This window comes from Streptomyces sp. JH002, from assembly GCF_050916115.1.
Lineage (GTDB): Bacteria > Actinomycetota > Actinomycetes > Streptomycetales > Streptomycetaceae > Streptomyces > Streptomyces xiamenensis.
The window spans coordinates 5,911,059-5,931,779 of sequence record NZ_CP087989.1 but is presented as its reverse complement, the minus strand read 5'-3'; the positions used below and the strand labels follow the sequence as shown (position 1 = coordinate 5,931,779).

Annotated in this window: 21 protein-coding genes and 1 riboswitch; of the genes, 4 read left to right on the top strand and 17 right to left on the bottom strand. The window is 73.8% G+C overall.

The features are described 5' to 3' along the window. The first annotated feature begins 100 nt into the window (after nucleotides 1-100). Entirely contained in the window at nucleotides 101-523 is a 423-nt protein-coding gene (locus tag H7827_RS27270) for a hypothetical protein (protein WP_432747690.1), read from the top strand. 6 nt (nucleotides 524-529) lie between these two features. Here H7827_RS27270 and H7827_RS27265 read toward each other — a convergent pair whose 3' ends face one another. Further along, complete coding sequence (locus H7827_RS27265; RefSeq protein WP_432747689.1) at nucleotides 530-1,753, bottom strand: acyl-CoA dehydrogenase family protein; 1,224 nt, start codon at nucleotides 1,751-1,753, stop codon at nucleotides 530-532. 153 nt (nucleotides 1,754-1,906) lie between these two features. Between H7827_RS27265 and H7827_RS27260 the strand changes: the two genes are divergently transcribed. After that, a complete protein-coding gene (locus tag H7827_RS27260; protein ID WP_432747688.1) occupies nucleotides 1,907-2,704 on the top strand; it encodes a phosphotransferase enzyme family protein in 798 nt (265 codons plus the stop codon). A gap of 14 nt (nucleotides 2,705-2,718) precedes the next feature. Here the strand turns inward: H7827_RS27260 and H7827_RS27255 are convergent, their stop codons facing one another. Then, nucleotides 2,719-4,089, bottom strand: coding sequence for a peptidase C39 family protein (locus H7827_RS27255; RefSeq protein ID WP_432748062.1), 1,371 nt, complete (start codon nucleotides 4,087-4,089; stop codon nucleotides 2,719-2,721). A 153-nt stretch (nucleotides 4,090-4,242) separates the two neighbouring features. Here H7827_RS27255 and H7827_RS27250 point away from each other — a divergent pair, with 153 nt between their 5' ends. Both H7827_RS27250 and H7827_RS27245 read left to right on the top strand, forming a co-directional pair. Beyond that, a complete protein-coding gene (locus tag H7827_RS27250) occupies nucleotides 4,243-4,815 on the top strand; it encodes a uridine kinase family protein (protein ID WP_386538442.1) in 573 nt (190 codons plus the stop codon). A gap of 13 nt (nucleotides 4,816-4,828) precedes the next feature. Continuing rightward, nucleotides 4,829-6,709, top strand: a complete 1,881-nt coding sequence (locus H7827_RS27245; RefSeq protein WP_432747687.1) for an AAA family ATPase — start codon at nucleotides 4,829-4,831, stop codon at nucleotides 6,707-6,709. A 14-nt stretch (nucleotides 6,710-6,723) separates the two neighbouring features. Here H7827_RS27245 and H7827_RS27240 read toward each other — a convergent pair whose 3' ends face one another. The 15 genes from H7827_RS27240 to fmt all read right to left on the bottom strand — a co-directional run bounded on the left by H7827_RS27240 (nucleotide 6,724) and on the right by fmt (nucleotide 20,584). Beyond that, nucleotides 6,724-7,233 carry a PH domain-containing protein gene (locus H7827_RS27240; RefSeq protein WP_432747686.1) on the bottom strand — a complete coding sequence of 170 codons (510 nt, stop codon included), beginning with the start codon at nucleotides 7,231-7,233 and terminating at the stop codon, nucleotides 6,724-6,726. 8 nt (nucleotides 7,234-7,241) lie between these two features. After that, entirely contained in the window at nucleotides 7,242-8,090 is an 849-nt protein-coding gene (gene hisG, locus H7827_RS27235) for an ATP phosphoribosyltransferase (protein WP_030726986.1), read from the bottom strand. 60 nt (nucleotides 8,091-8,150) lie between these two features. Further along, nucleotides 8,151-8,423, bottom strand: coding sequence for a phosphoribosyl-ATP diphosphatase (locus H7827_RS27230; protein WP_386538438.1), 273 nt, complete (start codon nucleotides 8,421-8,423; stop codon nucleotides 8,151-8,153). 34 nt (nucleotides 8,424-8,457) lie between these two features. Next, nucleotides 8,458-8,943, bottom strand: a complete 486-nt coding sequence (ribH, locus tag H7827_RS27225; RefSeq protein WP_030726993.1) for a 6,7-dimethyl-8-ribityllumazine synthase — start codon at nucleotides 8,941-8,943, stop codon at nucleotides 8,458-8,460. A 66-nt stretch (nucleotides 8,944-9,009) separates the two neighbouring features. Continuing rightward, the gene (locus tag H7827_RS27220) at nucleotides 9,010-10,308 is read right to left on the bottom strand and encodes a bifunctional 3,4-dihydroxy-2-butanone-4-phosphate synthase/GTP cyclohydrolase II (RefSeq protein ID WP_386538436.1); all 1,299 of its coding nucleotides are present in this window, start codon (nucleotides 10,306-10,308) and stop codon (nucleotides 9,010-9,012) included. Next, on the bottom strand, nucleotides 10,305-10,964 hold the full coding sequence (locus H7827_RS27215) for a nicotinamide mononucleotide transporter family protein (RefSeq protein WP_386538434.1): 660 nt from the start codon (nucleotides 10,962-10,964) through the stop codon (nucleotides 10,305-10,307). The genes H7827_RS27220 and H7827_RS27215 overlap by 4 nt, the downstream gene beginning before the upstream one ends. Further along, on the bottom strand, nucleotides 10,961-11,548 hold the full coding sequence (locus tag H7827_RS27210) for a riboflavin synthase (protein ID WP_262834112.1): 588 nt from the start codon (nucleotides 11,546-11,548) through the stop codon (nucleotides 10,961-10,963). The genes H7827_RS27215 and H7827_RS27210 overlap by 4 nt, the downstream gene beginning before the upstream one ends. Further along, the gene (ribD, locus tag H7827_RS27205; RefSeq protein ID WP_432748061.1) at nucleotides 11,549-12,643 is read right to left on the bottom strand and encodes a bifunctional diaminohydroxyphosphoribosylaminopyrimidine deaminase/5-amino-6-(5-phosphoribosylamino)uracil reductase RibD; all 1,095 of its coding nucleotides are present in this window, start codon (nucleotides 12,641-12,643) and stop codon (nucleotides 11,549-11,551) included. It lies immediately after the preceding gene. A 169-nt stretch (nucleotides 12,644-12,812) separates the two neighbouring features. Then, nucleotides 12,813-12,944, bottom strand: a riboswitch (FMN riboswitch). 94 nt (nucleotides 12,945-13,038) lie between these two features. Next, nucleotides 13,039-13,497: a phospholipase gene (locus H7827_RS27200; protein WP_174864304.1), complete on the bottom strand. Its 459-nt coding sequence runs from the start codon at nucleotides 13,495-13,497 to the stop codon at nucleotides 13,039-13,041. Between the two features lie 160 nt (nucleotides 13,498-13,657). Further along, nucleotides 13,658-14,281 carry a class I SAM-dependent methyltransferase gene (locus tag H7827_RS27195; protein ID WP_432747685.1) on the bottom strand — a complete coding sequence of 208 codons (624 nt, stop codon included), beginning with the start codon at nucleotides 14,279-14,281 and terminating at the stop codon, nucleotides 13,658-13,660. A gap of 160 nt (nucleotides 14,282-14,441) precedes the next feature. Continuing rightward, the gene (locus H7827_RS27190) at nucleotides 14,442-15,878 is read right to left on the bottom strand and encodes a GuaB1 family IMP dehydrogenase-related protein (RefSeq protein WP_386538429.1); all 1,437 of its coding nucleotides are present in this window, start codon (nucleotides 15,876-15,878) and stop codon (nucleotides 14,442-14,444) included. Between the two features lie 176 nt (nucleotides 15,879-16,054). Continuing rightward, a complete protein-coding gene (locus H7827_RS27185) occupies nucleotides 16,055-17,047 on the bottom strand; it encodes a sugar-binding transcriptional regulator (protein WP_432747684.1) in 993 nt (330 codons plus the stop codon). 149 nt (nucleotides 17,048-17,196) lie between these two features. After that, nucleotides 17,197-17,883 carry a ribulose-phosphate 3-epimerase gene (gene rpe, locus H7827_RS27180; protein WP_030727018.1) on the bottom strand — a complete coding sequence of 229 codons (687 nt, stop codon included), beginning with the start codon at nucleotides 17,881-17,883 and terminating at the stop codon, nucleotides 17,197-17,199. A gap of 42 nt (nucleotides 17,884-17,925) precedes the next feature. Continuing rightward, entirely contained in the window at nucleotides 17,926-19,359 is a 1,434-nt protein-coding gene (locus tag H7827_RS27175; protein WP_262834115.1) for an RsmB/NOP family class I SAM-dependent RNA methyltransferase, read from the bottom strand. Nucleotides 19,360-19,654: 295 nt separating this feature from the next. After that, nucleotides 19,655-20,584: a methionyl-tRNA formyltransferase gene (gene fmt, locus H7827_RS27170; RefSeq protein WP_386538425.1), complete on the bottom strand. Its 930-nt coding sequence runs from the start codon at nucleotides 20,582-20,584 to the stop codon at nucleotides 19,655-19,657. Nucleotides 20,585-20,721 lie beyond the last annotated feature (137 nt).

Genomic DNA, 20,721 nt, shown 5'->3' with positions numbered 1-20,721 from the left:
AACTCCCGTCCGAGTCCTGATCATCGCTGCGATTAACCGCGCTGACCGGCGGGAAGTGCTTGCTGTGGCCCAGGCCACCGCGCCGTCCGAGGGGGATGCCATGCGCTCCGTACCGACCACTGTCCACCGCATCGACGAGGATCCCGATCTTCCGGATGACACCGAGCCGGACGGGGCGGCCGGCCTCGCCGATCCGGCGGAGCCGGCCGACATCTGGGCGGTACGGGTGTCCTGCCCGGACTGCGCCCGGCCGGTCGCGCTGGCCGAGCAGGCCCAGGCACTGCCCGAGCACGCCTGGTGCCCCACGTTGTGGCAGCCATTCGGCCTCACCGTGTGCACCGGTTCCGGGCGCCGGGTGACCGGGGACGGCGCCGTGGTCTTCCTGCCGGTGGAGCCGCTGATCGGCGACCCCGCCCCGGCCGGGCTGCCCGAGGGCCTGGACTGGCGCCTGCAGCCGTTCTCGCACGCGACGGACACGGCCGCCCGGGCGGGCCGGACGACCGGCCTGCGCCAGGCGGCCTGAACCGCGCTAACCACGCCCGCCGGAGCGAGCCTTGCCGCCGCCGTCGCCGCTCCCGGTCAGCCGGCTGGCGATGACGGCGCGCTGGATCTGATTGGTGCCCTCCACTATCTGGAGCACCTTCGCCTCCCGCATGTAGCGCTCCGCCGGGAAGTCGGCGGTGTAGCCGTACCCGCCCATCAACTGCACGGCGTCGGTGGCCCCGCGCATCGCGGTGTCCGAGCAGAACAGCTTGGCCATCGCGGCCTGCCGCCCGAACGGCTCCCCGGCGTCCCGCAGCCGGGCGGCAGCCAGGTACAGCGCCCGCCCCGCCTCGATCTGGGTGGCCAGGTCGGCGAGCATGAACCGCAGCCCCTGGAAGTCGGCGACCGGCTTGCCGAACTGCTTGCGCTCCAGGGTGAAGGCCAGCGCCGTCGTGAACGCCGCCTGGGCCACCCCGATCGAGCACGCGGCGATGCCCAGGCGCCCCGAATCCAGCGCGGCCAGCGCCAGCCGCAGCCCCGCGCCCTCCTCCCCCAGCCGCCGGGTGTCCGGCACCCGTACACCGTCGAAGTGCAGCTGAGCGGTGGGAGAACCGTTCATGCCCATCTTGCGCTCGGGCGCGGCGGCGCTGAGCCCGGCGGCGTCCCCCGGCACCAGGAACGCGGTGATCCCGTCGGGCCCGTCCCCTCCGGTACGGGCCATCACGGTGTAGAAGTCCGCGATGCCACCGTGCGTGATCCACGCCTTGGTGCCGTTCAGTATCCACGCGTCGCCGTCCCGCACGGCCCGGGTGCGCAGACTCGCCGCGTCCGATCCGGCGGCCGGCTCGGAGAGCGCGTACGCGCCCAGCAGCCCCTCCCCCAGCATCGCCGGCAGCCACTCGGCCCGCTGCTCCTTGGTGCCGAACCCGGCCAGGCCGTGACAGGCGAGCGTGTGGACGCTGGCCCCGAGCCCCACCGTGAGCCGGGCCGCGGCCAGTTCCTCCAGGACCTGCAGGTACACCTCGTACGGCTGCTCCCCGCCCCCGTACTCCTGCGCGTAGGGCAGGCCCAGCAGCCCGGTGGCGGACAGCCGGCGGAAGAGCGCGCGCGGAAAGACGCCGGCCGCCTCCTCCGCGTCCGCGCCCGGCGCGATCTCCCGCTGGATCAGCTCCCTGACCAGATCCAGCAGATCGCGGGCTTCGGGGGTGGGCAGGGTTCGCCGTACCGGCTGGAGCCCCTCGGCGGAGATCGTCACGCGCTTTCCTCCCATGTGGTGGCACCGGGCAGCACGTGACGCGGTCGCGGGCGGCGCTGCCTCGGGGTCATCGGTCGGCCGGCCGTGGATGATCACCACGGTCCGGCGGTTGGGAGTATGCCCGAAACCCGTTCGCACGTCACCGGTGCCGGATGACACCTTGACACCGTGTCCCGTGAAGAAGAACAGCCGCTGTCCGGAGGCAACGTCAGCGCCTCGGTGGTACGGGTGGGCGGCACCGTACGGCGCCCCGCCGGATTCTGGACCCCGGCCGTGCACGCCCTGCTGTCCCATCTGCGCGCCTGCGGCTTCACCGCCGCCCCGCGCCCGCTGGGCATCGACGAGCGGGGCCGCGAGGTGCTGGAATTCGCCCCCGGCGAGGCCGTGTGGCCGCACCGCTTCGCCGTCGTGGAGCCCACCGCCCGCCTCGCCCGGGTGGGCCGGCTGATCCGCGAGCTGCACGACGCACTCGCCGGCTTCACCCCGCCACCGGGCGCCCGCTGGAACACCCTGATCCCGGACATCGGCGACGAGATCATCGTCCACCACGACCTGGCCCCGTGGAATCTGGTGGCCGAGGACGGCGACGCGGGCCGGTGGACCATCATCGACTGGGACAACGCCGCCCCCGGGACCCGGCTGTGGGACCTCGCCTACGCCGCCCACGGATTCCTGCCACTGATGGCCCACCCGCACTGGCGGCGCACCGACCAGGACGCCGGCGCCCGGCTGCGCACCCTGGCGGACGCCTACGGTCTCGACGAGACCCAGCGGCTGGCGCTGGTGCCGCTGCTGGCCCGCCGCGCCCGCTCCATGCACGACTTCCTGCGGGCCCGGCACGCGGCCGGCGACCAGCCGTGGGCCACCTTGTGGCGCGAGGGCCACGGCGGGGTCTGGTCGGCCGACGCCGCGTACACGGAGGAACGCGAGGAACTGTGGCGGGCGGCGCTGCTGGGGGAAAACTGAGCGGGCCGGGCCGCTCAGCGGACCCCGACGGCCGCCAGGGCCCGGCGCTGGGCAGCGGTCGGCCGGGCCGGGAAGAACAGATAGACGACGCCGCCACTGCCACCGCGTTCCACCCCTCCCGCGTCCAGCCGTCTGGTGCGCAAGAGGATGTTCTCGAACTGCCGCCGCTTGTAGACCCGCCGCACCGCCGCGTTGCTGGGGCTGGCCGGGTCGTTCGCGATCACGTCGCCGTCCGCGGTGAAGCCGATGACCGTCATCAGATGGCCCGCCGTGCCGTAGCCGGAGCCGTCCAGTTCCGCCTCGTAGAAGGACTGCGAGGTGATCAGCGGGATGCCGGCGGCGATCAGCGTCTCGGCGTCCGCCAGCGAGGCGATCCGGGTGACCACTCCCTGCATGTCGGGGTAGGAGGCTGCGTAGGCGGTGTTGAAGGGCCAGTTGCCGCAGCCCTCGTACTCGTAGTCGAAGGTGAAGCGGGCGGCGTGGCACACCTGGGGGTCGTCGTAGGCCGGGTTCACCCATGCCAGGTCATCGGCGCCGGGGCCCTTGCCCCAGTATTCGAGGATCATGGTGGCGGACGTCGGGCTGCACCAGGCCTGGCCGCCGCCGTTGTACTCGGGGTAGCGGCCGATGTGGATGTTCTGCGAGTGCGGCGGCACCGGCAGCTCCGTGCCCGCCGCCACCCCCGGCGTGCTGGCCGGGACCTCGAAGCGGTCGGGCACGTCCGAGACCATCGCGCCGACCCGCCACACCACCGGGGAGACCGTCAGCCCCGGCTTGCGGTGCAGCGTCAGCCGCAGCCGGTAGCCGGCGATCCGCAGCGGCCCGTCGGTGTCGTCGACGGCCACGGTGTCGGTCCACACGCTGGACTTGCCGTCCCGCTGGCCGTTCAGCGAGGTGCGCCGCAGGTCCTCGTCGCCGGAGGCCCACACGCCCAGCGTGTACCAGGGGCTCTCGGTGCCGTCCGTGTACGTGGCCCGCACCTCGATCCGTACGAAGGTGCCCGCGGGGGTGTCGGCGTTCCACGAGGCGATCAGCTCGCTGCCGGGGGTGCGCACCCGGTGCTCGGGCGAGAGCCAGGTGGCGTGCTCCCACGCGGAGGTGTTCCCGGTGTGCGGGTCGGTGTAGTCCACGGTGCCCTGGGAGCGGCGCAGCAGCACGCCCGAGCGGTCCCCCGAGACCAGGGCGGTGCCCCGGCCGGTGCCCGAGCGCCAGTCGGACGCCGAGGTCCAGGCGTGGTAGGCGATGGTCGAGGACGCGACCGTGAGCGCGTCGGTGGGGGCCTGGGCCGGGTCGGGTTCCGCGGCGTCGCGACGGCCCGGCACGGCGGCGGCCGCGGTGGCGGCGGTGGCCGCCGTGACGGCGGCGAACGCGGCGGCGGTCAGCACGGTACGGCGTGGCGTCTGGGTCACGGTGGGGCCTCCCGGTGAGGTCGCAGGATGCGGGCTCCCACTATCGCGGCTGCGCCTGCTGACGGCCAGTAACCCCGGGGCAACGGTGCGCTTCATTATTGGTCCCACCTGTGGCACTACGCTGGCAGCGTGTCCCTCTCCCCCGCCCCAGGACCGCCGGACCTGCGTGAACTCGCCGCCCGGCTGCGCGCCCTGCCGCCCTCGGTGGGCCCGGTGCGGCTGATCGGTGTCGACGGGTACGCCGGCTCCGGCAAGTCCACGCTGGCGGCGCGGCTGTCCACGGAGCTTGACGGTGCCCCCGTGGTGCACCTGGACGACCTCGCCAGCCACGACGCGCTGTTCGGCTGGATGGACCGGCTCACCGAGCAGGTCCTGGACCCGCTGGCGCGGGGCGGCACCGCCCACTACGAGGTGTACGACTGGGAGCGCCGCGCCTACACCCGTACCGCCCGCCTACCGCCCGCCCCCGTGGTGCTGTTGGAGGGGGTGGGGGCCGGCCGGCGGGCGCTGCGCGGCCGGCTGGCGCACCTCATCTGGCTGGCGGTGCCCCGGCAGCGTGCCTGGGCCGCCGGGCGCCACCGGGACGGCCCCGCCCAGGCGGCCTTCTGGCGCGGCTGGGAGGCCGCGGAACGGCGGCACTTCGCCGATGATCCCTCGGAACCGTCGGCGGATATCCTGATCTCACCGAGGTGCGACAGCTGAGCGGTATCCGCGCATGGGGGTCGTCATGATGTCTGGCACGCAAGACGTTCACGGTCCGCACACCGGAGCCGATCTGGCCTGGCTGCGCGGTGTGGACGCCTACGCGGCGGCCGCCTACCCGGAGGCCGAGGAGGAGTTCCGGGCGGCGGTGCGGGAGGACCCGGGCATGGCCGACGCCTGGCTCGGGCTGCACGCGCTGCGCACCGAGGTGGCACCGGCGCTGCTCCAGATGTACCGGCACCGGGCGCGGTTCGGGGAGCAGCGGGCCCGGCACGGACGGGCGCTCAGCTCCTGGTACTGGCTGGGCTGGTGGGTGCAGCCGGTGCTGGAGACCGACCGCGATCTGCTGCTGGCGCACGCCTCGCAGCTGCTGGACGGTCACCGGCTGCCGGAGCTGGACCGGGCGCTGGCCCAGTGCCCGCCGCCGGACACCGACCCCTTCGCCCGTTTCCTGCACGCGTGCCGCTGCTACCTCACCCGGGACTGGGAAGGGCTGTTCCGGCTCACCTCCACCTTGCAGTCCGATCCGCAACTGGGTGTGGAGGCAGGTCTTTTCGCCGGGATGGCACGGGTGCGGATGGAGATGTACGACCAGGCGGAACCGATGCTGGCGGCCGCCTTGATGCGCTGCCGCAGCGAACAGCCCCAGCGCAAGGAGCTGCGGTACTGGCTGGCGCGGGCCCGCGAGGGCAGCGGGCGCAGCGCGGCGGCGATCCCGCTGTACCGGGCGGTGCACCAGGTGGACGCGGAGTTCATGGACACCGCGGAGCGGCTGACCGCGCTCGCGGTGGAGGACGCGGACACCGCCCAGCTGGCGCTGGCCCCGTACGGCCCGGCCCCCGCCCCGGCCCCGCTGCCGGTGCCGGGGCAGCTGGGCGGGGAGCGGCTGCCGGCCGCCGCCGGTGAGGGGCGGGCGCCCGGGACGCCCGGCCGACCGGGCCCGGTGGCCGGGCACGGCCCGCGGCCCGCGGCCGGGCCCGCGCTGCCGCCGGCGCCCGATCCGGCGCTGCTCGCCCACACCCTGGCCGAACTGGACCGGATGGTCGGGCTCGAACCGGTCAAGGAGCAGGTGCGGGCGATGTCCGCGCAGCTGCGGATGGCACGGCTGCGCTCGGGCCAGGGGCTGCCGGTGCAGCCGCCCAAACGGCACTTCGTCTTCTCCGGCCCCTCGGGCACCGGCAAGACCACGGTGGCCCGCATCCTGGGCCGGGTCTTCCACGCGCTGGGGCTGCTGAGCCACGACCGGCTGGTGGAGGCGCAGCGCGCCGATCTGGTGGGCGAGTTCCTGGGCCAGACGGCGGTGAAGGCCAACCGGCTGATCGATTCGGCACTGGGCGGGGTGCTGTTCATCGACGAGGCGTACTCGCTGGTGCACTCCGGCTACAGCAAGGGCGACGCGTACGGGGACGAGGCGCTCCAGGTGTTGCTGAAGCGGGCCGAGGACAGCCGGGAGCATCTGGTGGTGATCCTGGCCGGGTATCCGCAGGGCATGGACCGGCTGCTGAACGCCAACCCCGGTCTGGGCTCGCGCTTTTCGGCCCGGGTGGAGTTCCCCAGCTACCGTCCGGTGGAGCTGACGGCGATCGGGGAGCTGCTGGCGGCCGATCACGGCGATGTGTGGGATCCCGAGGCGCTGGAGGAACTGCGCAGCATCAGCGAGCACGTGGTGGCCGAGGGCTGGATCGACGAGCTGGGCAACGGCCGCTTCGTGCGCACCCTGTACGAGACGAGCTGCGCGTTCCGGGACGTGCGGCTGGCGGAGTCGGCCACCGACCCGGGCCGGCAGGATCTGGCGACGCTGCGGCTGCCGGATCTGATGCAGGCGTACGGGGAGGTACTGGCGTCCCGCGGGCGGGGCCGCCCCGATCAGGGCCGGCGCCCGCCGCTGCCGTGACGGGTTCCCGCCGCTCAGCCGCGCCCGGCGGCGGCGCTGCTGTGTGTCTCGACGAGGGCGCGCAGCGCGCGGGCGTCGGCCAGGGCCTGTTCCTTGGCGAGCCCGGGCTGGATGCCCATGGCGGCCAGGGTGGAGCCGTCGGCGAGGTCGAGGGTCACCCACGGGTCGCCGGGCCGCAGCCCGACCCGGACGATCTCAGCCCAGGCGAGCCGCCGCTTGGTGGTGAGGTTGACGACGGTCACCCCGTCGCGGTCGGCGAGCACCTTGGGGCGGCTGAGCACCGCCAGCACGGCCCAGGCGGCGATGCCGGTGCCGGCCACGGTGAACCGGTCGCCCAGCCCCCAGGTGCTGGCGCTGACCGGCACGATGACGGCGATGATCAGCAGCACGGTGAAGACCACCGCGCCGGTGCTCATCAGGATGATCCTGGTGAGCCGCGGCTGGAAGGTCACCGGGAGTTCGGGCAGGTCGGGCGGGGTGGGCCGGTCGCCGGTCACCGTGATGTCCTTGTCGGTACGGGGCATGGTGCCGCTCACAGCCGGGCGGCGTGGATGCCGGTGGTGAGGATCGCGCGGGCGCCCATGTCGTACAGGTCGTCCATCACGCGCTGGGCGTCCTGGACGGGGACCATGGACCGTACCGCGACCCATCCCTGGTCGTGCAGCGGGGAGACGGTGGGGGATTCCAGGCCGGGGGTGAGGGCCACGGCCTTCTCGACCAGTTCGGCGCGGATGTCGTAGTCCATCATCACGTAGCGGCGGGCCACCAGGACGCCCTGGAGGCGGCGCAGGAACTGCTCCACCTTGGGTTCGGCGCGTTCGTCGCCGCGGCGGCGGATGACCACCGCCTCGGATTCCAGGATCGGCCGGCTGATGATCTCCAGGCCCGCGTTGCGCAGGGTGGTGCCGGTCTCCACCACGTCGGCGATGACCTCGGCGACCCCGAGCTGGATGGCGGTCTCCACGGCCCCGTCCAGCCGGACCACCGAGGCCTTCACGCCGTTCTCGGTGAGGTGCGCGCGCACCACGCCGGGGAAGGAGGTGGCGATCGTCAGCCCGTCGAACTGGGTGACGTCGGTGACCCCGCCGGGCCGGGCCGCGTAGCGCAACGTGGAGGCGGCGAAGCCCAGTTGCTTGATCTCCTCGGCGTCGGCCCCGGAGTCGAGCAGCAGATCGCGTCCCGTGATGCCGATGTCGAGCTTGCCTGACCCGACGTAGACCGCGATGTCGCGGGGGCGCAGGAAGAAGAACTCGACCTGGTTGTCGGCGTCGATCAGGACCAGCTCGCGGCTGTCCTTGCGCTGCCGGTAGCCGGCCTCATGGAGCATCGCCGACGCAGGCTCGGACAGGGAACCCTTGTTGGGGACGGCGATGCGCAGCATGGGGCGTGATTCCTTCGGGAGTGCGGGGACGGGAAGAGGGGCGGACGGCGGGCCTGCGCCTTACAGATGAGCGTATACATCGTCCAGGGAGATGCCCCGGGCGACCATCATCACCTGCAGGTGGTACAGCAGCTGGGAGATCTCCTCGGCGGTACGGTCGGCGCCCTCGTGCTCGGCGGCCATCCATACCTCGGCGGCTTCCTCGACGACCTTCTTGCCGATGGAGTGCACGCCCGAGGCGACCAGCTCGGCGGTGCGCGAGGTAGCGGGGTCGCCGTGGAGGGCCTTGTGCTGGAGCTCTGTGAAGAGCTGCTCGAATGTCTTGTTGGCCATGGTGACGCTCAGCCTACGGCGTGCGCGGCGCGGGTCACCGCGCGGGTGCGGTCACCGAGCGCAGGGCGGCGGCGGTGGCGACGGCGGCGGTCACCGCCTCGTGGCCCTTGTCCTCGGCGGAGCCGGGCAGTCCGGCCCGGTCCAGGGCCTGTGCCTCGGTGTCGCAGGTCAGGACGCCGAAGCCGACCGGTACTCCGGTCTCCACGCTGACCTGGGTGAGGCCGGTGGTGACGCCCTGGCACACGTAGTCGAAGTGCGGGGTGCCGCCGCGGATGACGACGCCGAGGGCTACGACGGCGTCGTAGCCCTGGCCGGCCAGGGCGCGGGCGGCCACCGGCAGCTCGAAGCTGCCGGGCACGCGCACCACGGTGGAGTGCGTGACGCCCAGGTCTTTCAGGGCGCGCTGTGCTCCGTCGAGCAGGCCGTCCATCACGGTGCGGTGCCACTGGGCGGCGATGACCGCGACCCGCAGGTCGCCGCCGTGCTCCACGGTCACCTCGGGGGCGCCGGTTCCGCTCATGTCTGGGTCCTGCCTTTCGGGGAGGGGTGGTGGGAGGAGAGGGTGCGGGTGGTCAGGGTGCGGCGGTCACTGTCCGGCGCAGGCCGGCAGTTCGGCGCCGTCCAGCCAGGGCAGATCGTGGCCCATCCGGTCGCGCTTGGTGCGCAGATAGCGCAGGTTGTGACGCCCGGCGGGGGCCGGCATGGGCTCGCGTCCGGTGACCCGCAGCCCGTGCTCGGTCAGCGCGGCGGTCTTGGCCGGGTTGTTGGTGAGCAGGCGTACGGAGCGCACCCCGAGGTCGGTGAGGATGCGGGCGCCCGCCCCGTAGTCGCGGGCGTCGACCGGCAGGCCGAGTTCGAGATTGGCGTCCAGGGTGTCCCGGCCGTGTTCCTGGAGTTCGTAGGCGCGCAGTTTGGACAGCAGCCCGATGCCGCGGCCCTCGTGGCCGCGCAGGTACAGCACCACGCCGCGGCCCTCGGCGCGCACCCGTTCCAGGGAGGCGGCCAGCTGCGGCCCGCAGTCGCAGCGCTGGGAGCCGAAGATGTCGCCCGTGAGGCACTCGGAGTGCAGGCGGACCAGGACGTCCTCGCCGTCGCCGATGTCGCCGGCCACCAGGGCGAGATGCTCGGTGCCATCGGGCGCCGAGCGGTAGCCGTGGGCCTGGAAGTCGCCGTGCGGGGTGGGCAGGGTGGTGCGGGCCTCGCGGCGTACGGCCGGCTCGTCGTCGGGCGCGGCGGCGTCGGGCTCGGCCGCGGCGCGGTGGGCGATCAGATCCTCGATGGAGATGATCGACAGGCCGTGCTTGCGGGCGAAGGGCACCAGTTCGGGCAGGCGCAGCATGGCGCCGTCCTCTCCCGCGATCTCCACGATCACGGCGGCGGGGCGCAGTCCGGCGAGCCGGGCCAGGTCGACGCCGGCCTCGGTGTGGCCGGCCCTGGCCAGGACGCCGCCGGGCCGGGCGCGCAGCGGGAAGACGTGGCCGGGGCGGACGAAGTCCTGGGCGGTGGCCTCCGGGTCGGCCAGCAGCGCGATGGTGGCGGCGCGGTCGGCGGCGGAGATGCCGGTGGTGACGCCGTGGGCGGGGCCGGCGTCCACGCTGACGGTGAAGGCGGTGGCCATCGGCTCGGTGTTGGCGGTGACCATCTGCGGCAGGTCGAGCCGGTCGAGGTCGGCGGCTTCCATCGGCGCGCAGATCAGACCGCGGCATTCGCTCATCATGAACGCCACGAGATCGGGGGTGATCTTCTCGGCGGCGACGATCAGGTCGCCCTCGTTCTCCCGGTCGGGGTTGTCGACGACGACCACCGGCCGGCCCAGCGCGATGTCGGCGACGGCACGCTCCACGGGGTCCAGGGCGAGGTCGCGGTCCGGCACGGCGATGGTCATGCGGTTGCTCCTTCCAGAACGGGGCGGGAGGCGGGTGCGCCGGAGCGCCGCCACCAGTCCCGGAGCCCCCACAGGACGAGGACGAGGTAGAAGACGTAGACGAGTCCGGAGAAGGCCAGCCCGCTGCTGAACGCCAGCGGCACGCCGACGACGTCGACCAGCAGCCAGGCGAACCAGAACTCCACCAGGCCCCTGGCCTGGGCGATCATGGCGACCAGGGTGCCGATGAAGATGTACGCGTCGGGCCACGGGTTCCAGGACAGCGAGGGGAAGGCGGCGAACAGCCAGCCGACCGCCACGGTGCCCACGACGGCGCCCGAGGCCAGCGCGAGGCGTTCGCGGCCGGTGGCGAACCGTACGGCGATCTGGCCGTCGGCGGCCTGCTGCCGGCCGCCGCGCCACTGCCGCCAGCCCCACAGGGCCACGATGATGACCAGCAGCTGCTTGCCGACGCCGCCGCCGAGCTGGGCGGAGGCGTAGGCGGCGATCAGCACGAGGCCGGAGAGCAGTTGGGCGGGCCAGGTCCAGATGGAACGCCGCCAGCCCAGCGCGAGGGCGGCGAGCCCGATCAGGTTGCCGGTCATGTCCGACCAGATGACGTCCTGCCCGAAGGCGGTGAAGGCGACCTCGTGCAGGGGGTCGAAGACGGAGCTCATCGGGTCACCATCCGCTCGACGTACTTCGCGATGACGTCGACCTCGAGGTTGACGGGGTCGCCGGGCTGTTTGACGCCGAGCGTGGTCAGCTCCAGCGTGGTGGGGATGAGGCTGATGGTGAAGCGGTCCTCGCCGGCCTCCACCACGGTCAGGCTGACGCCGTCCACGGTGATGGAGCCCTTGTCGACGACGTAGCGGGACAGCTCGGCGGGGAGCGAGACGGTGACCAGCTCCCAGTGCTCGGCGGGTTCGCGGGCGAGTACGGTGCCGGTGCCGTCCACGTGGCCCTGGACGAGGTGTCCGCCGAGCCGGCCGCCGAGCGCCATGGGGCGTTCGAGGTTGACCCGGGAGCCGGTGGTGAGCGCGCCGAGCGAGGAGCGCTTGAGGGTCTCGGCCATCACATCGGCGCTGAAGGTGCCGTCACCGGTGTCCGTGACGGTCAGACACACCCCGTTGACGGCGATGGAGTCACCGTGCGCGGCGCCGTCGCTGACCAGCGGTCCGCGCAGGCGCAGCCGGGCGGAGTCGCCCCGCGTCTCGATGGCGGCGACCTCGCCCAGTTCTTCGACGATTCCGGTGAACATTCAGGACTCCTTGCCGGTGGGGACGGGAGCGGTGACGGTGGCGGGGACGGGAACGGCGGTGACGCGCAGGTCGGGCCCCACCCGGTCCCAGTCGGTGACCCGCAGGCGCAACGCCTGCGCGATGGTGCTGATTCCGGCGTCGCCGAGGGCGGCCGGTCCCGCGCCCAGCAGGGCGGGGGCGAGATAGCCGGTGACCCGGTCGACGGCGCCGGCGGCGGCGAACGCCCCGGCGAGGGTGGGCCCGCCCTCCAGCAGCACGGACCGGATGCCCCGCCGGTGCAGGGCGGCCAGCAGCGCGGGGATGTCCAGGCCGCGGCCGGTGGCGGCGCGCGGCAGGCGCACGAGCTCGGCCCCGGGGAGCGCGGGGGTGCGGTCGTCGGCGACGGCGATCAGGGTGGGCGCGGCGTCGTCCAGGATCCGGGCGCCGGGGGCGACGGCGGTGCCCTCGGTGTCGACGACCACCCGCAGCGGCTGCCGGGCGCCGGGGACGCCGCGTACGGCCAGGTGGGGGTCATCCGCGCGGGCGGTGCCGGAGCCGACCACGACGGCGTCCGCTTCGGCGCGCAGCCGGTGCACGTCGGCGCGGGCCTGCGGCGAGGTGATCCAGCGGCTGCTGCCGTCGGCGGCGGCGATCCGGCCGTCCAGGGTGGCGGCGTACTTCCAGTGCACGTGGGGGCGGCCGTGCCGTACGGAGGTGAGCCAGGCGATGTTGCCGGCGGTGGCCTCCTCGGTGCACGGGCCCGGCTCGGCGGTGATCCCGGCGGCGCGCAGGGTGGCGGCGCCCCCGCCCGCCGCGGAGGTGGGGTCGGGGACGGCGTAGCGGACGCGGCGCACGCCGGCGGCAATGAGGGCCTGGGCGCAGGGACCGGTGCGGCCGGTGTGGTTGCAGGGTTCGAGCGTGACGACGGCGGTGCCGCCGCGGGCGCGCTCACCGGCCTGCTCCAGGGCGTGGATCTCGGCGTGCGGGCCACCCGCCCGCTGGTGCCAGCCCTCGCCGGCGGGGCGGCCGGCGGCGTCCAGGATCACGCAGCCGACGACGGGGTTGGGGCTGGTGCGGCCCAGGCCCCGGGCGGCGAGTGCGACGGCATGACGCATCGCCTCGGCCTCGGGCGCTTCGGGTGGGGCGGCCACCGGGTCCTCCTGCCTCTTCGGGCACGGACTCCGGGGCATCACGGGACCAACGGAAAGCAGGGGGAACGCCCAGGTCACACGGGTGTCCCGGGTCACGGGACGGCCCGCGGCCGGACATGCCGGTCCCGCTCCGCCGCGCACTGCCTCCCATCCGGACTTTAACCGTCGGTCCAGGAGTTCCACCTGGTCAACCGGCCGCTGGTGGGCGGACGGGTCGCGGACTGTAACCGCCGGCTCGGACTTTCACCGACCCCGGAGTGCGCTTGTGTCGTGTTGTACGTCCACCAGTCTGCCACGTCGGCCCGCGCCGTATGCGCGCCTGTGGGGCGCCTCACAGCGCGGGCCGGGTGGCCGGTGGGTCAGCCGAAGGCCCTGACCGCCTGGTAGTAGGTCCAGGCGGTGCCGTCGCAGGCCGTCTTGGTGGCGCCCGAGTAGCGGTTGCAGACGCGCTTCAGGTCCTCGTAGAAGGCGTTGTCCAGCCGGGTCTTGTTGGCGTCGAAGGTGCCCTGGGCCTTGTAGTTCCGGTACCCGAAGTCATGCCGCGCACATGACATCTCAAAGGGGAAACCGAAGGGGTTGTCCGGCGACCAGGAGCAGAAGTCGGTCGACCAGTCGAAGGCGTACGCGGACCAGGCGCCCTGGTTGTTGCGCGCCGAGAGCCAGGAGTTGTAGCTGGCGGCGCTGGTCTGGGTCCAGCTGGAGAGCACCTGCGGCTTGTCGGCGGGCGCGGCGGTGGCCGGGGCGGCCGAGACGGCCACGGCGCCGAGGGCGAGAGCGAGCGTGGTGATGACGGTGGCGAGACGTTGACGCAGGCGCATGACGCGTCCTCCGGAGTCGGCGGCCCGGATCGCGGGCCGGTGGGGGTTCCGGATTCAGAAGCTACGGAGCGCCTGACGAAAGCTCAACACCTTGTTGAAGAACATCAGTTGGATTCAACGGCAACTTCCTGACGGCGCCCCGTCCAGTAGTTGCCACCTCTCACACCGGACGCGACCGCAACCAGGTGCGGTCCTCGGTGAGATACGCGTCGATGGCCAGTCCGGCCCCCGCCAGCGCCTCCTCGAAGGTGTCACCGGGGTAGCCGTAGGACAGGAACCGCTGCGTCCACCAGGCGTCCGGGTACGCGTACTCCACCAGAACGGAGGTGAGGCCGGAGCCGGCCGGCTCGATGGCGGCAACCCGGACCAGCCCACCGCCGGGCAGCGACGCCTCCCCCACCTCCTGATCGCGCCAGCTGCCCCGCTCCCGCTGGATCAGCACCCAGCCACTCTCCGCGACGTAGCGGCGGCGCGTGCGCAACAGGCCCTCCCGCACCCGGGGATCGCCGTTGTGGACGAGGAAGGAGGCGAGCAGCACAGCGTCGAAGCGCTCCTCCCCCAGGTCGAGCGACTCGATCGGTGAGCACACCGTACGCGCCCCCCGTACGTGCTCCAGCATCGCCGCCGACTCGTCGACGGCGGTGACGCGGAAGCCGCCCGCGGTCAGCGGCCCGGTCAGGCGGCCGACGCCGCAGCCCAGTTCGAGCAGCGTGCCACCGCCCGGCACGGCGTGCGCGACAATCCCCGGTTCGGGGCCCGGCGGCAGCCGCAGCCAGTGCTCCACCGCACAACCTCCCCCAGCCTTCGGCCGGGAGGTGCCCCCAGGGTGATCGCACCGGACCCGGTGCCCTGATACCCCTCGCGCGCCCTCTGCGTCATGCCGTCCATCACAGCACAAGGGCCCGGAACTCCTCGTGAGTTCCGGGCCCTTGGAGCGGACGTCGCTACCAGCTGGCGTGCAGCGGCTTGCCCTCCGCGTAGCCGGCCGCGCTCTGGATGCCGACCACGGCCTTGTCCGCGAACTCCGCCAGGGTGCCGGCGCCCGCGTAGGTGCACGAGGAGCGCACACCGGCCACGATGGAGTCGATCAGGTCCTCCACGCCGGGGCGCGCGCCGTCGATGTACATCCGCGAGGTGGAGATGCCCTCCTCGAACAGCCCCTTGCGGGCCCGGTCGTACGCCGACTCCTCGCTGGTGCGGCTGCGCACCGCGCGCGCCGAGGCCATGCCGAAGCTCTCCTTGTACAGCCGGCCGTCGGCGCTCTGCTGGAGGTCGCCCGGTGACTCGTGCGTCCCGGCGAACCACGATCCGATCATCACGTTGGAGGCGCCGGCGGCCAGCGCCATCGCCACGTCGCGCGGGTGCCGCACCCCGCCGTCCGCCCAGACGTGCTTGCCGAACTTCTTCGCCTCGGCAGCGCACTCCAGCACCGCGGAGAACTGCGGACGGCCCACGCCGGTCATCATCCGGGTGGTGCACATCGCGCCGGGGCCGACCCCGACCTTGACGATGTCCGCGCCCGCCTCGATCAGATCGCGTACCCCGGCGGCCGAGACGACGTTCCCCGCCACCACCGGAACCCGCGGGTCAAGCGCCCGCACCGCGCGCAGGGTGGCCAGCATCGACTCCTGGTGGCCGTGCGCGGTGTCCACCACCAGGGTGTCCACCCCGGCGGCCAGCAGCGCCTCGGCGCGCGCCACGCTGCCGCCGTTGATGCCGATGGCCGCCGCCACCCGCAGCCGCCCCGCGGCGTCGGTGGCCGGGCGGTACAGGGTGGCGCGCAGCGCGCCCTTGCGGCTGAGGATGCCGGCCAGCCGGCCCTGCGTGTCCACGGCCGGGGCGATCTTGCGGTGGGCGCTGTCCAGGGTGGCGAAGGCCTCGCGCGGATCGATGTCCGCCGCCAGCACCAGCAGGTCCTTCGACATGACCTCGCTGAGCTGGGTGAAGCGGTCCACGCCCAACAGGTCGGCCTCGGTCACGATGCCCACGGGGCGCCCCTCGGCCACGACCACGCCCGCGTTGTGCGCCCGCTTGGGCAGCAGCGCCAGGGCATCGGCCACGGTCTGGGAGGGGGCGAGGGTGATGGGGGTGTCCAGCACCAGGTGGCGCTGCTTGACCCAGCTGGTGACCTCGGTCACCACGTCCAGCGGGATGTCCTGCGGGATGACGGCGAGACCGCCCCTGCGGGCCACCGTCTCGGCCATCCGCCGCCCCGCGACGGCCGTCATGTTGGCCACCACCAGCGGAATGGTGGTGCCGCTGCCGTCCGGAGTGGCGAGATCGACGTCCTGTCGGGATGCCACCGCCGAGCGACCCGGGACCATGAACACATCGTCATAGGTCAGGTCGTACGACGGTCGGGAGTCATTGAGGAACTTCATGCCTGCTCTCTCACCTGCGTTCTCGCATTGCCCTGGGGGCACCTCCCGGCCGGGGTCGGGGGAGGGTGGGAGCGGCAGCGTTCGCACGCGGCTCCTACCGCATTATCCCCGATCCACCCCGAAGCGGGCGAACAGATGGCCGAAGGGGTGACGGACCGCACCCGGGCGCGGCCCCCTCACCGGGGGACGCTGTCCGGGTCGGCCCGCTCCAGCGCCGGACGCACACCCGGCGACTGGGTCAGCAGCAGATCGGCCGCCGCCGTGTCGGTGACCAGGCTGGTCACCAGGCCCGAACGCAGCACCGCGCCGATCGCCTCCGCCTTGCGCCGCCCGCCCGCGATCGCCACGACCTCGGGGATCCGGCGCAGCCGCTCGGCCTCCACGGTGATGCACCGCTCACCCAGATCGCGGCCCACCCGGCGCCCCTCGGCGTCGAAGAGATGCGCCGACATCTCGGCGGCCACCCCGAGGGAGGCGTAGTGCTCGCGCTCGTCCTTGTTCAGCATGTCGTGGACCGTGGAGATGCCCGGCTCCCAGGAGCCGATCGACACCGCCGCGATCGTCACCTTGTCGAAGAACTCGAACGCCGCCGCGATCCCGCGCTGGGCACGCAGCGCGTCCGCCGTCGCGGAATCCGGCAGCAGCATCGGCGCGTAGATCGGATGCGCCTCCCCGCCGGAGACGGCGGCGGCCCGCCGTACCGCCTCCACCGAACCGCGCTCGGCGGTCCCCGCGTCGTACACCCCGGTCAGCTGGACCACGGTGCACGGCGGCAGCTCGCGCAGCGCCGCCGCCATGTGGATCGTGGAACGGCCCCAGGCCAGGCCCAGCACATCGCCCTCGGCGACCAGCTCACCCAGCAGTTCGGCGCCCACCTCACCCAGGTGCTCCGGGTCGGGGGTGTCGTCGGCGGTGTCCGTGGGCGATTCGGCGACCACCACGTGCCGCAGCCCGTACCGCGCCCGCAACGCGTCCGAGCGGTCCGCGTCCAGCTCCGCCGGCACCCGGATCTCGATCCGCACCAGGTCGTGCTCCACTGCGGACTCCAGCACCCGGGCGACCTTGAAGCGGCTCACCCCGAACTCGTCCGCGATCTGGATCTTCGACTTGCCCTCCAGATAGAAACGGCGGGCCATCGCCGCCGCCTGCATCAGCTCGGCGGGTCCCATCCGTGCGGCTGACCTCCCGGTCGACACGGCACTCACCTCTCAGTCCTCCGGCTTGTCCCGCTCACGGTCCGCTCGGCCATCCTCGCAGATCCGTAAGGTCCTTGATGTCGCTCGCGCCCGGCCCGCCGGAGCGGGGACGCCGTTCCCGTTCACCCGGCCGTGCCGGCTCCCCGGGCCGCGGCCGCCGCGCGCTCCGCCTGCTCGCGCAGCCCGCGCACCGCGGCCGCCGGGTCCTCGGCGCCATAGACGGCCGAGCCCGCCACGAACACGTCCGCGCCCGCCTCGGCGCACCGCTCGATCGTCGCCGCCGAGACACCCCCGTCCACCTGGAGCCACAGCGGCAGCCCGTGCCGCGCGATCAGCTCCCGGGTGCGGCGGATCTTGGGCAGCGTCACGTCCAGGAACGCCTGTCCGCCGAACCCGGGCTCCACCGTCATCACCAGGATCATGTCCAGCTCGGGCAGCAGATCCTCGAACGGCTCGATCGGGGTGGCCGGGCGCAGCGCCATCGACGCCCGCGCGCCCTGCGCCCTGATCTCCCGTGCCAGCCGTATCGGCGCGGTCGCCGCCTCGGCGTGAAAGGTGACCGAGCCGGCGCCCGCCTCCGCGTAGGCCGGGGCCCAGCGGTCGGGGTCCTCGATCATCAGATGACAGTCCAGGGGGGTGTCGGTGGCCTTGCGCAGCGACTCCACCACCGGGAGGCCCAGCGTCAGATTCGGCACGAAATGGTTGTCCATGACGTCGATGTGCAGCCAGTCCGCCCCCTCGACGGCCTGGGCCTCCTCGGCGAGGCGGGCGAAGTCCGCGGACAGGATGCTGGGGTTGATCTGTGCCATGTCCTCAGTATTCAGCATGGTCAGGGGGTGGGGTGACGCCGGTCACGCGGTGCGGCGCAGCAGCGCGAGGTACATCGCGTCGGTGCCGTGCCGGTGCGGCCACAGCTGGATGTCGGGGCCGTCGCCCAGGGCGGGGACGCGGGGCAGCAGGGGCCTGGCGTCCAGCCATTCGGCGGCGGGGCTGCCCGGATTCTTCAGCACGTCGTGGACCACGGCGCGGGTTTCGGCCAGATGCGGCGAGCAGGTGGCGTACCCGACCACTCCGCCCGGACGTACCGCGGTGAGCGCCTCGCGCAGCAGCCCGCGCTGGAGCCCGGCGAAGCCGTCCAGGTCCTCGGGGCGGCGGCGCCAGCGGGCCTCGGGGCGGCGGCGCAGCGCGCCGAGACCGGTGCAGGGCACATCGACCAGCACCCGGTCGAAGCCGCCGGCCGGCCAGGCGGGGCGGGTGCCGTCGGCGACCACGACTTGGTACGGACCGGGGTTGCCGGCCAGCGCGCGGGCCACCAGGGCGGCGCGGTGCGGCTGCTTCTCGGCGGCCAGCAGCGCCGCGCCGCGTCCGGCCGCGAGGGCGGCCAGCAGGGCGGCCTTGCCGCCGGGCCCCGCGCAGGCGTCCAGCCAGCGCGTGTCGCCGCCGTCACCGGCCAGCGGGGCGTTCGCCAGCGCGAGGGCGACCAGCTGGCTGCCCTCGTCCTGGACCCCGGCGCTGCCGTCCGCGACCGCCTCGATGGCGCCGGGCTCCCCGCCCTCGGCCAGCCGTACGGCGTACGGGGACCAGTCGCCGGGGGTGGCCCGCTCGGGGCCGGCCTGCTCCAGCAGCTCCGCGGGGCCGATCCGTCCGGGGCGGGCGGCCAGGGTGACCCGGGGGCGTTCGTTGTCGGCCGCGAGCAGCGCCTCGATCTCGCCGCGGCCACCGCCCAGCGCGTCCCACAGGGCGGAGACCACCCAGCGCGGATGGGCGTGCACGACGGCCAGGTGTTCCTCGGGGTCCTCGTCGTAGGGCGGGGCGACCCGTTCCAGCCAGCCGTCCAGGTCGTGGGCGGCGACCTTGCGCAGCACGGCGTTGACGAACTTGGCGCGGCCGTCGCCCAGCACCACGCGGGCCAGTTCGACGCTGGCGCTGACCGCCGCGTGGGTGGGGATGCGGGTGCCCAGCAACTGGTGCGCGCCCAGCGACAGCACGTCGAGCACCGGCGGGTCGACCTCGCGCAGCGGCCGGTCCACACAGGCCGCCAGCACCGCGTCGTAGGTGCCCTGGCGGCGCAGCGTGCCGTACACCAGCTCGGTGGCCAGCGCGGCGTCCCGGTCGTCGAAGTCCCCGGCGGCGCGCGCCTTGCGCAGCAGCGGGGGCAGCACGAGGTTGGCGTAGGCGTCGCGTTCGTCGACGGCGCGCAGCGCCTCGAAGGCGAGGAAACGCACCGGGTCCTTGCGGGGACGGCGGTAGGGCCTGGCGGGACGACGGGCGGGCCGATTGCTCACGGGGACGATGACTCCGACTGCTGCTGGTGAGAGGTGGTGCGGGGGGTCAAGCCTAGGGGGTGTCGTCGAAGGAGGGCCGTCCGCCCGAAGGGCGGGCCCCGCGGCTCCCCCGGCCTTCGGCCGGGAGGTGCCCCCGGGTGCGGTGCACCGCGAGGCGCAGGGTCGCCCTCGTAGCGGGTATTCGGGCGACGCGACAAGGCAGCGAGGTGCCGTGCCGGACGTGGCGGGGCAGGCGGGACTTTGACGGCACCCCCGGGCCGTGTCCGGCACGGCCCGGGCCCGTGGCCCCCCGGGGTCAGCCCAGCCGCTCCCCCGGGCGCACCCGCACGCCGCGGGCCCAGTCGGCGGCGGCCATCGGCTTCTTGCCCTGGGGCTGTACCCAGACGAGTTCGACGGCGTGCGAGCCGGTACCGGCGTGAACGCTGTGCTTGCCGGTGGCCAGTTCGCCCGGGGCGAGGGCCGACTGCTCGGGGGCGAGGGCGACCTGGCGCACCTTGAGGCGTTCGCCGCGGAAGACCGTCCAGGCGCCGGGTGCCGGGGTGCAGCCGCGCACCAGGCGGTGCACGCCGAGCGCGGGGTGGTCCCAGTCGATCCTGGCGTCGTTGACGGAGAGTTTGGGGGCCAGGGTGACGCCCTCGGCGGGCTGCGGCACGGCGCGCAGACTGCCGTCCTCGATGCCGTCCATGGTGGCCGCCAGCAGTCCGGCGCCCGCGAAGGCGAGCCGGGTGAGCAGGTCGCCGCTGGTGTCCTCGGGGCGCACCTCCTCGGTGAGCACCCCGTAGACCGGGCCGGAGTCAAGACCCTTCTCGATCTGGAAGGTGGAGGCGCCGGTGACCTCGTCGCCCGCGATGACGGCGTGCTGGACCGGGGCGGCGCCGCGCCAGGCGGGGAGCAGCGAGAAGTGCAGATTGACCCAGCCGTGCCGGGGGATGTCCAGGACGGACTCGGGCAGCAGCGCGCCGTAGGCGACGACCGGGGCGCAGTCGGGGGCGATGGCCCGCAACCGCTCCTGGAAGTCGGGGTCGCGCGGGCGCTCGGGCCGCAGGATCTCGATCCCGGCCTCCTCGGCACGCTGGGCGACGGGGCTGGCGACCAGCCGTCGCCCCCGCCCGGCGGGCGCGTCGGGCCGGGTGACCACGGCGGCGACCTCGTGCCGGTCCGATGCGAGCAGGGCGTCCAGGGCCGGTACGGCCACCTCGGGGGTGCCGGCGAAGACGAGCCTCATGGTGCGGGTGTCACCTTCTCGGGTGAGTGCGGGGTACGGGAGCTACGGGAACAACCCGAAACGGTGCGTCAGTCTACGGTCCGTACCGGCGTGGACCCCCGGGGCGTGCGGAGCGGAACGCGCCCCTTGGCGTGGAC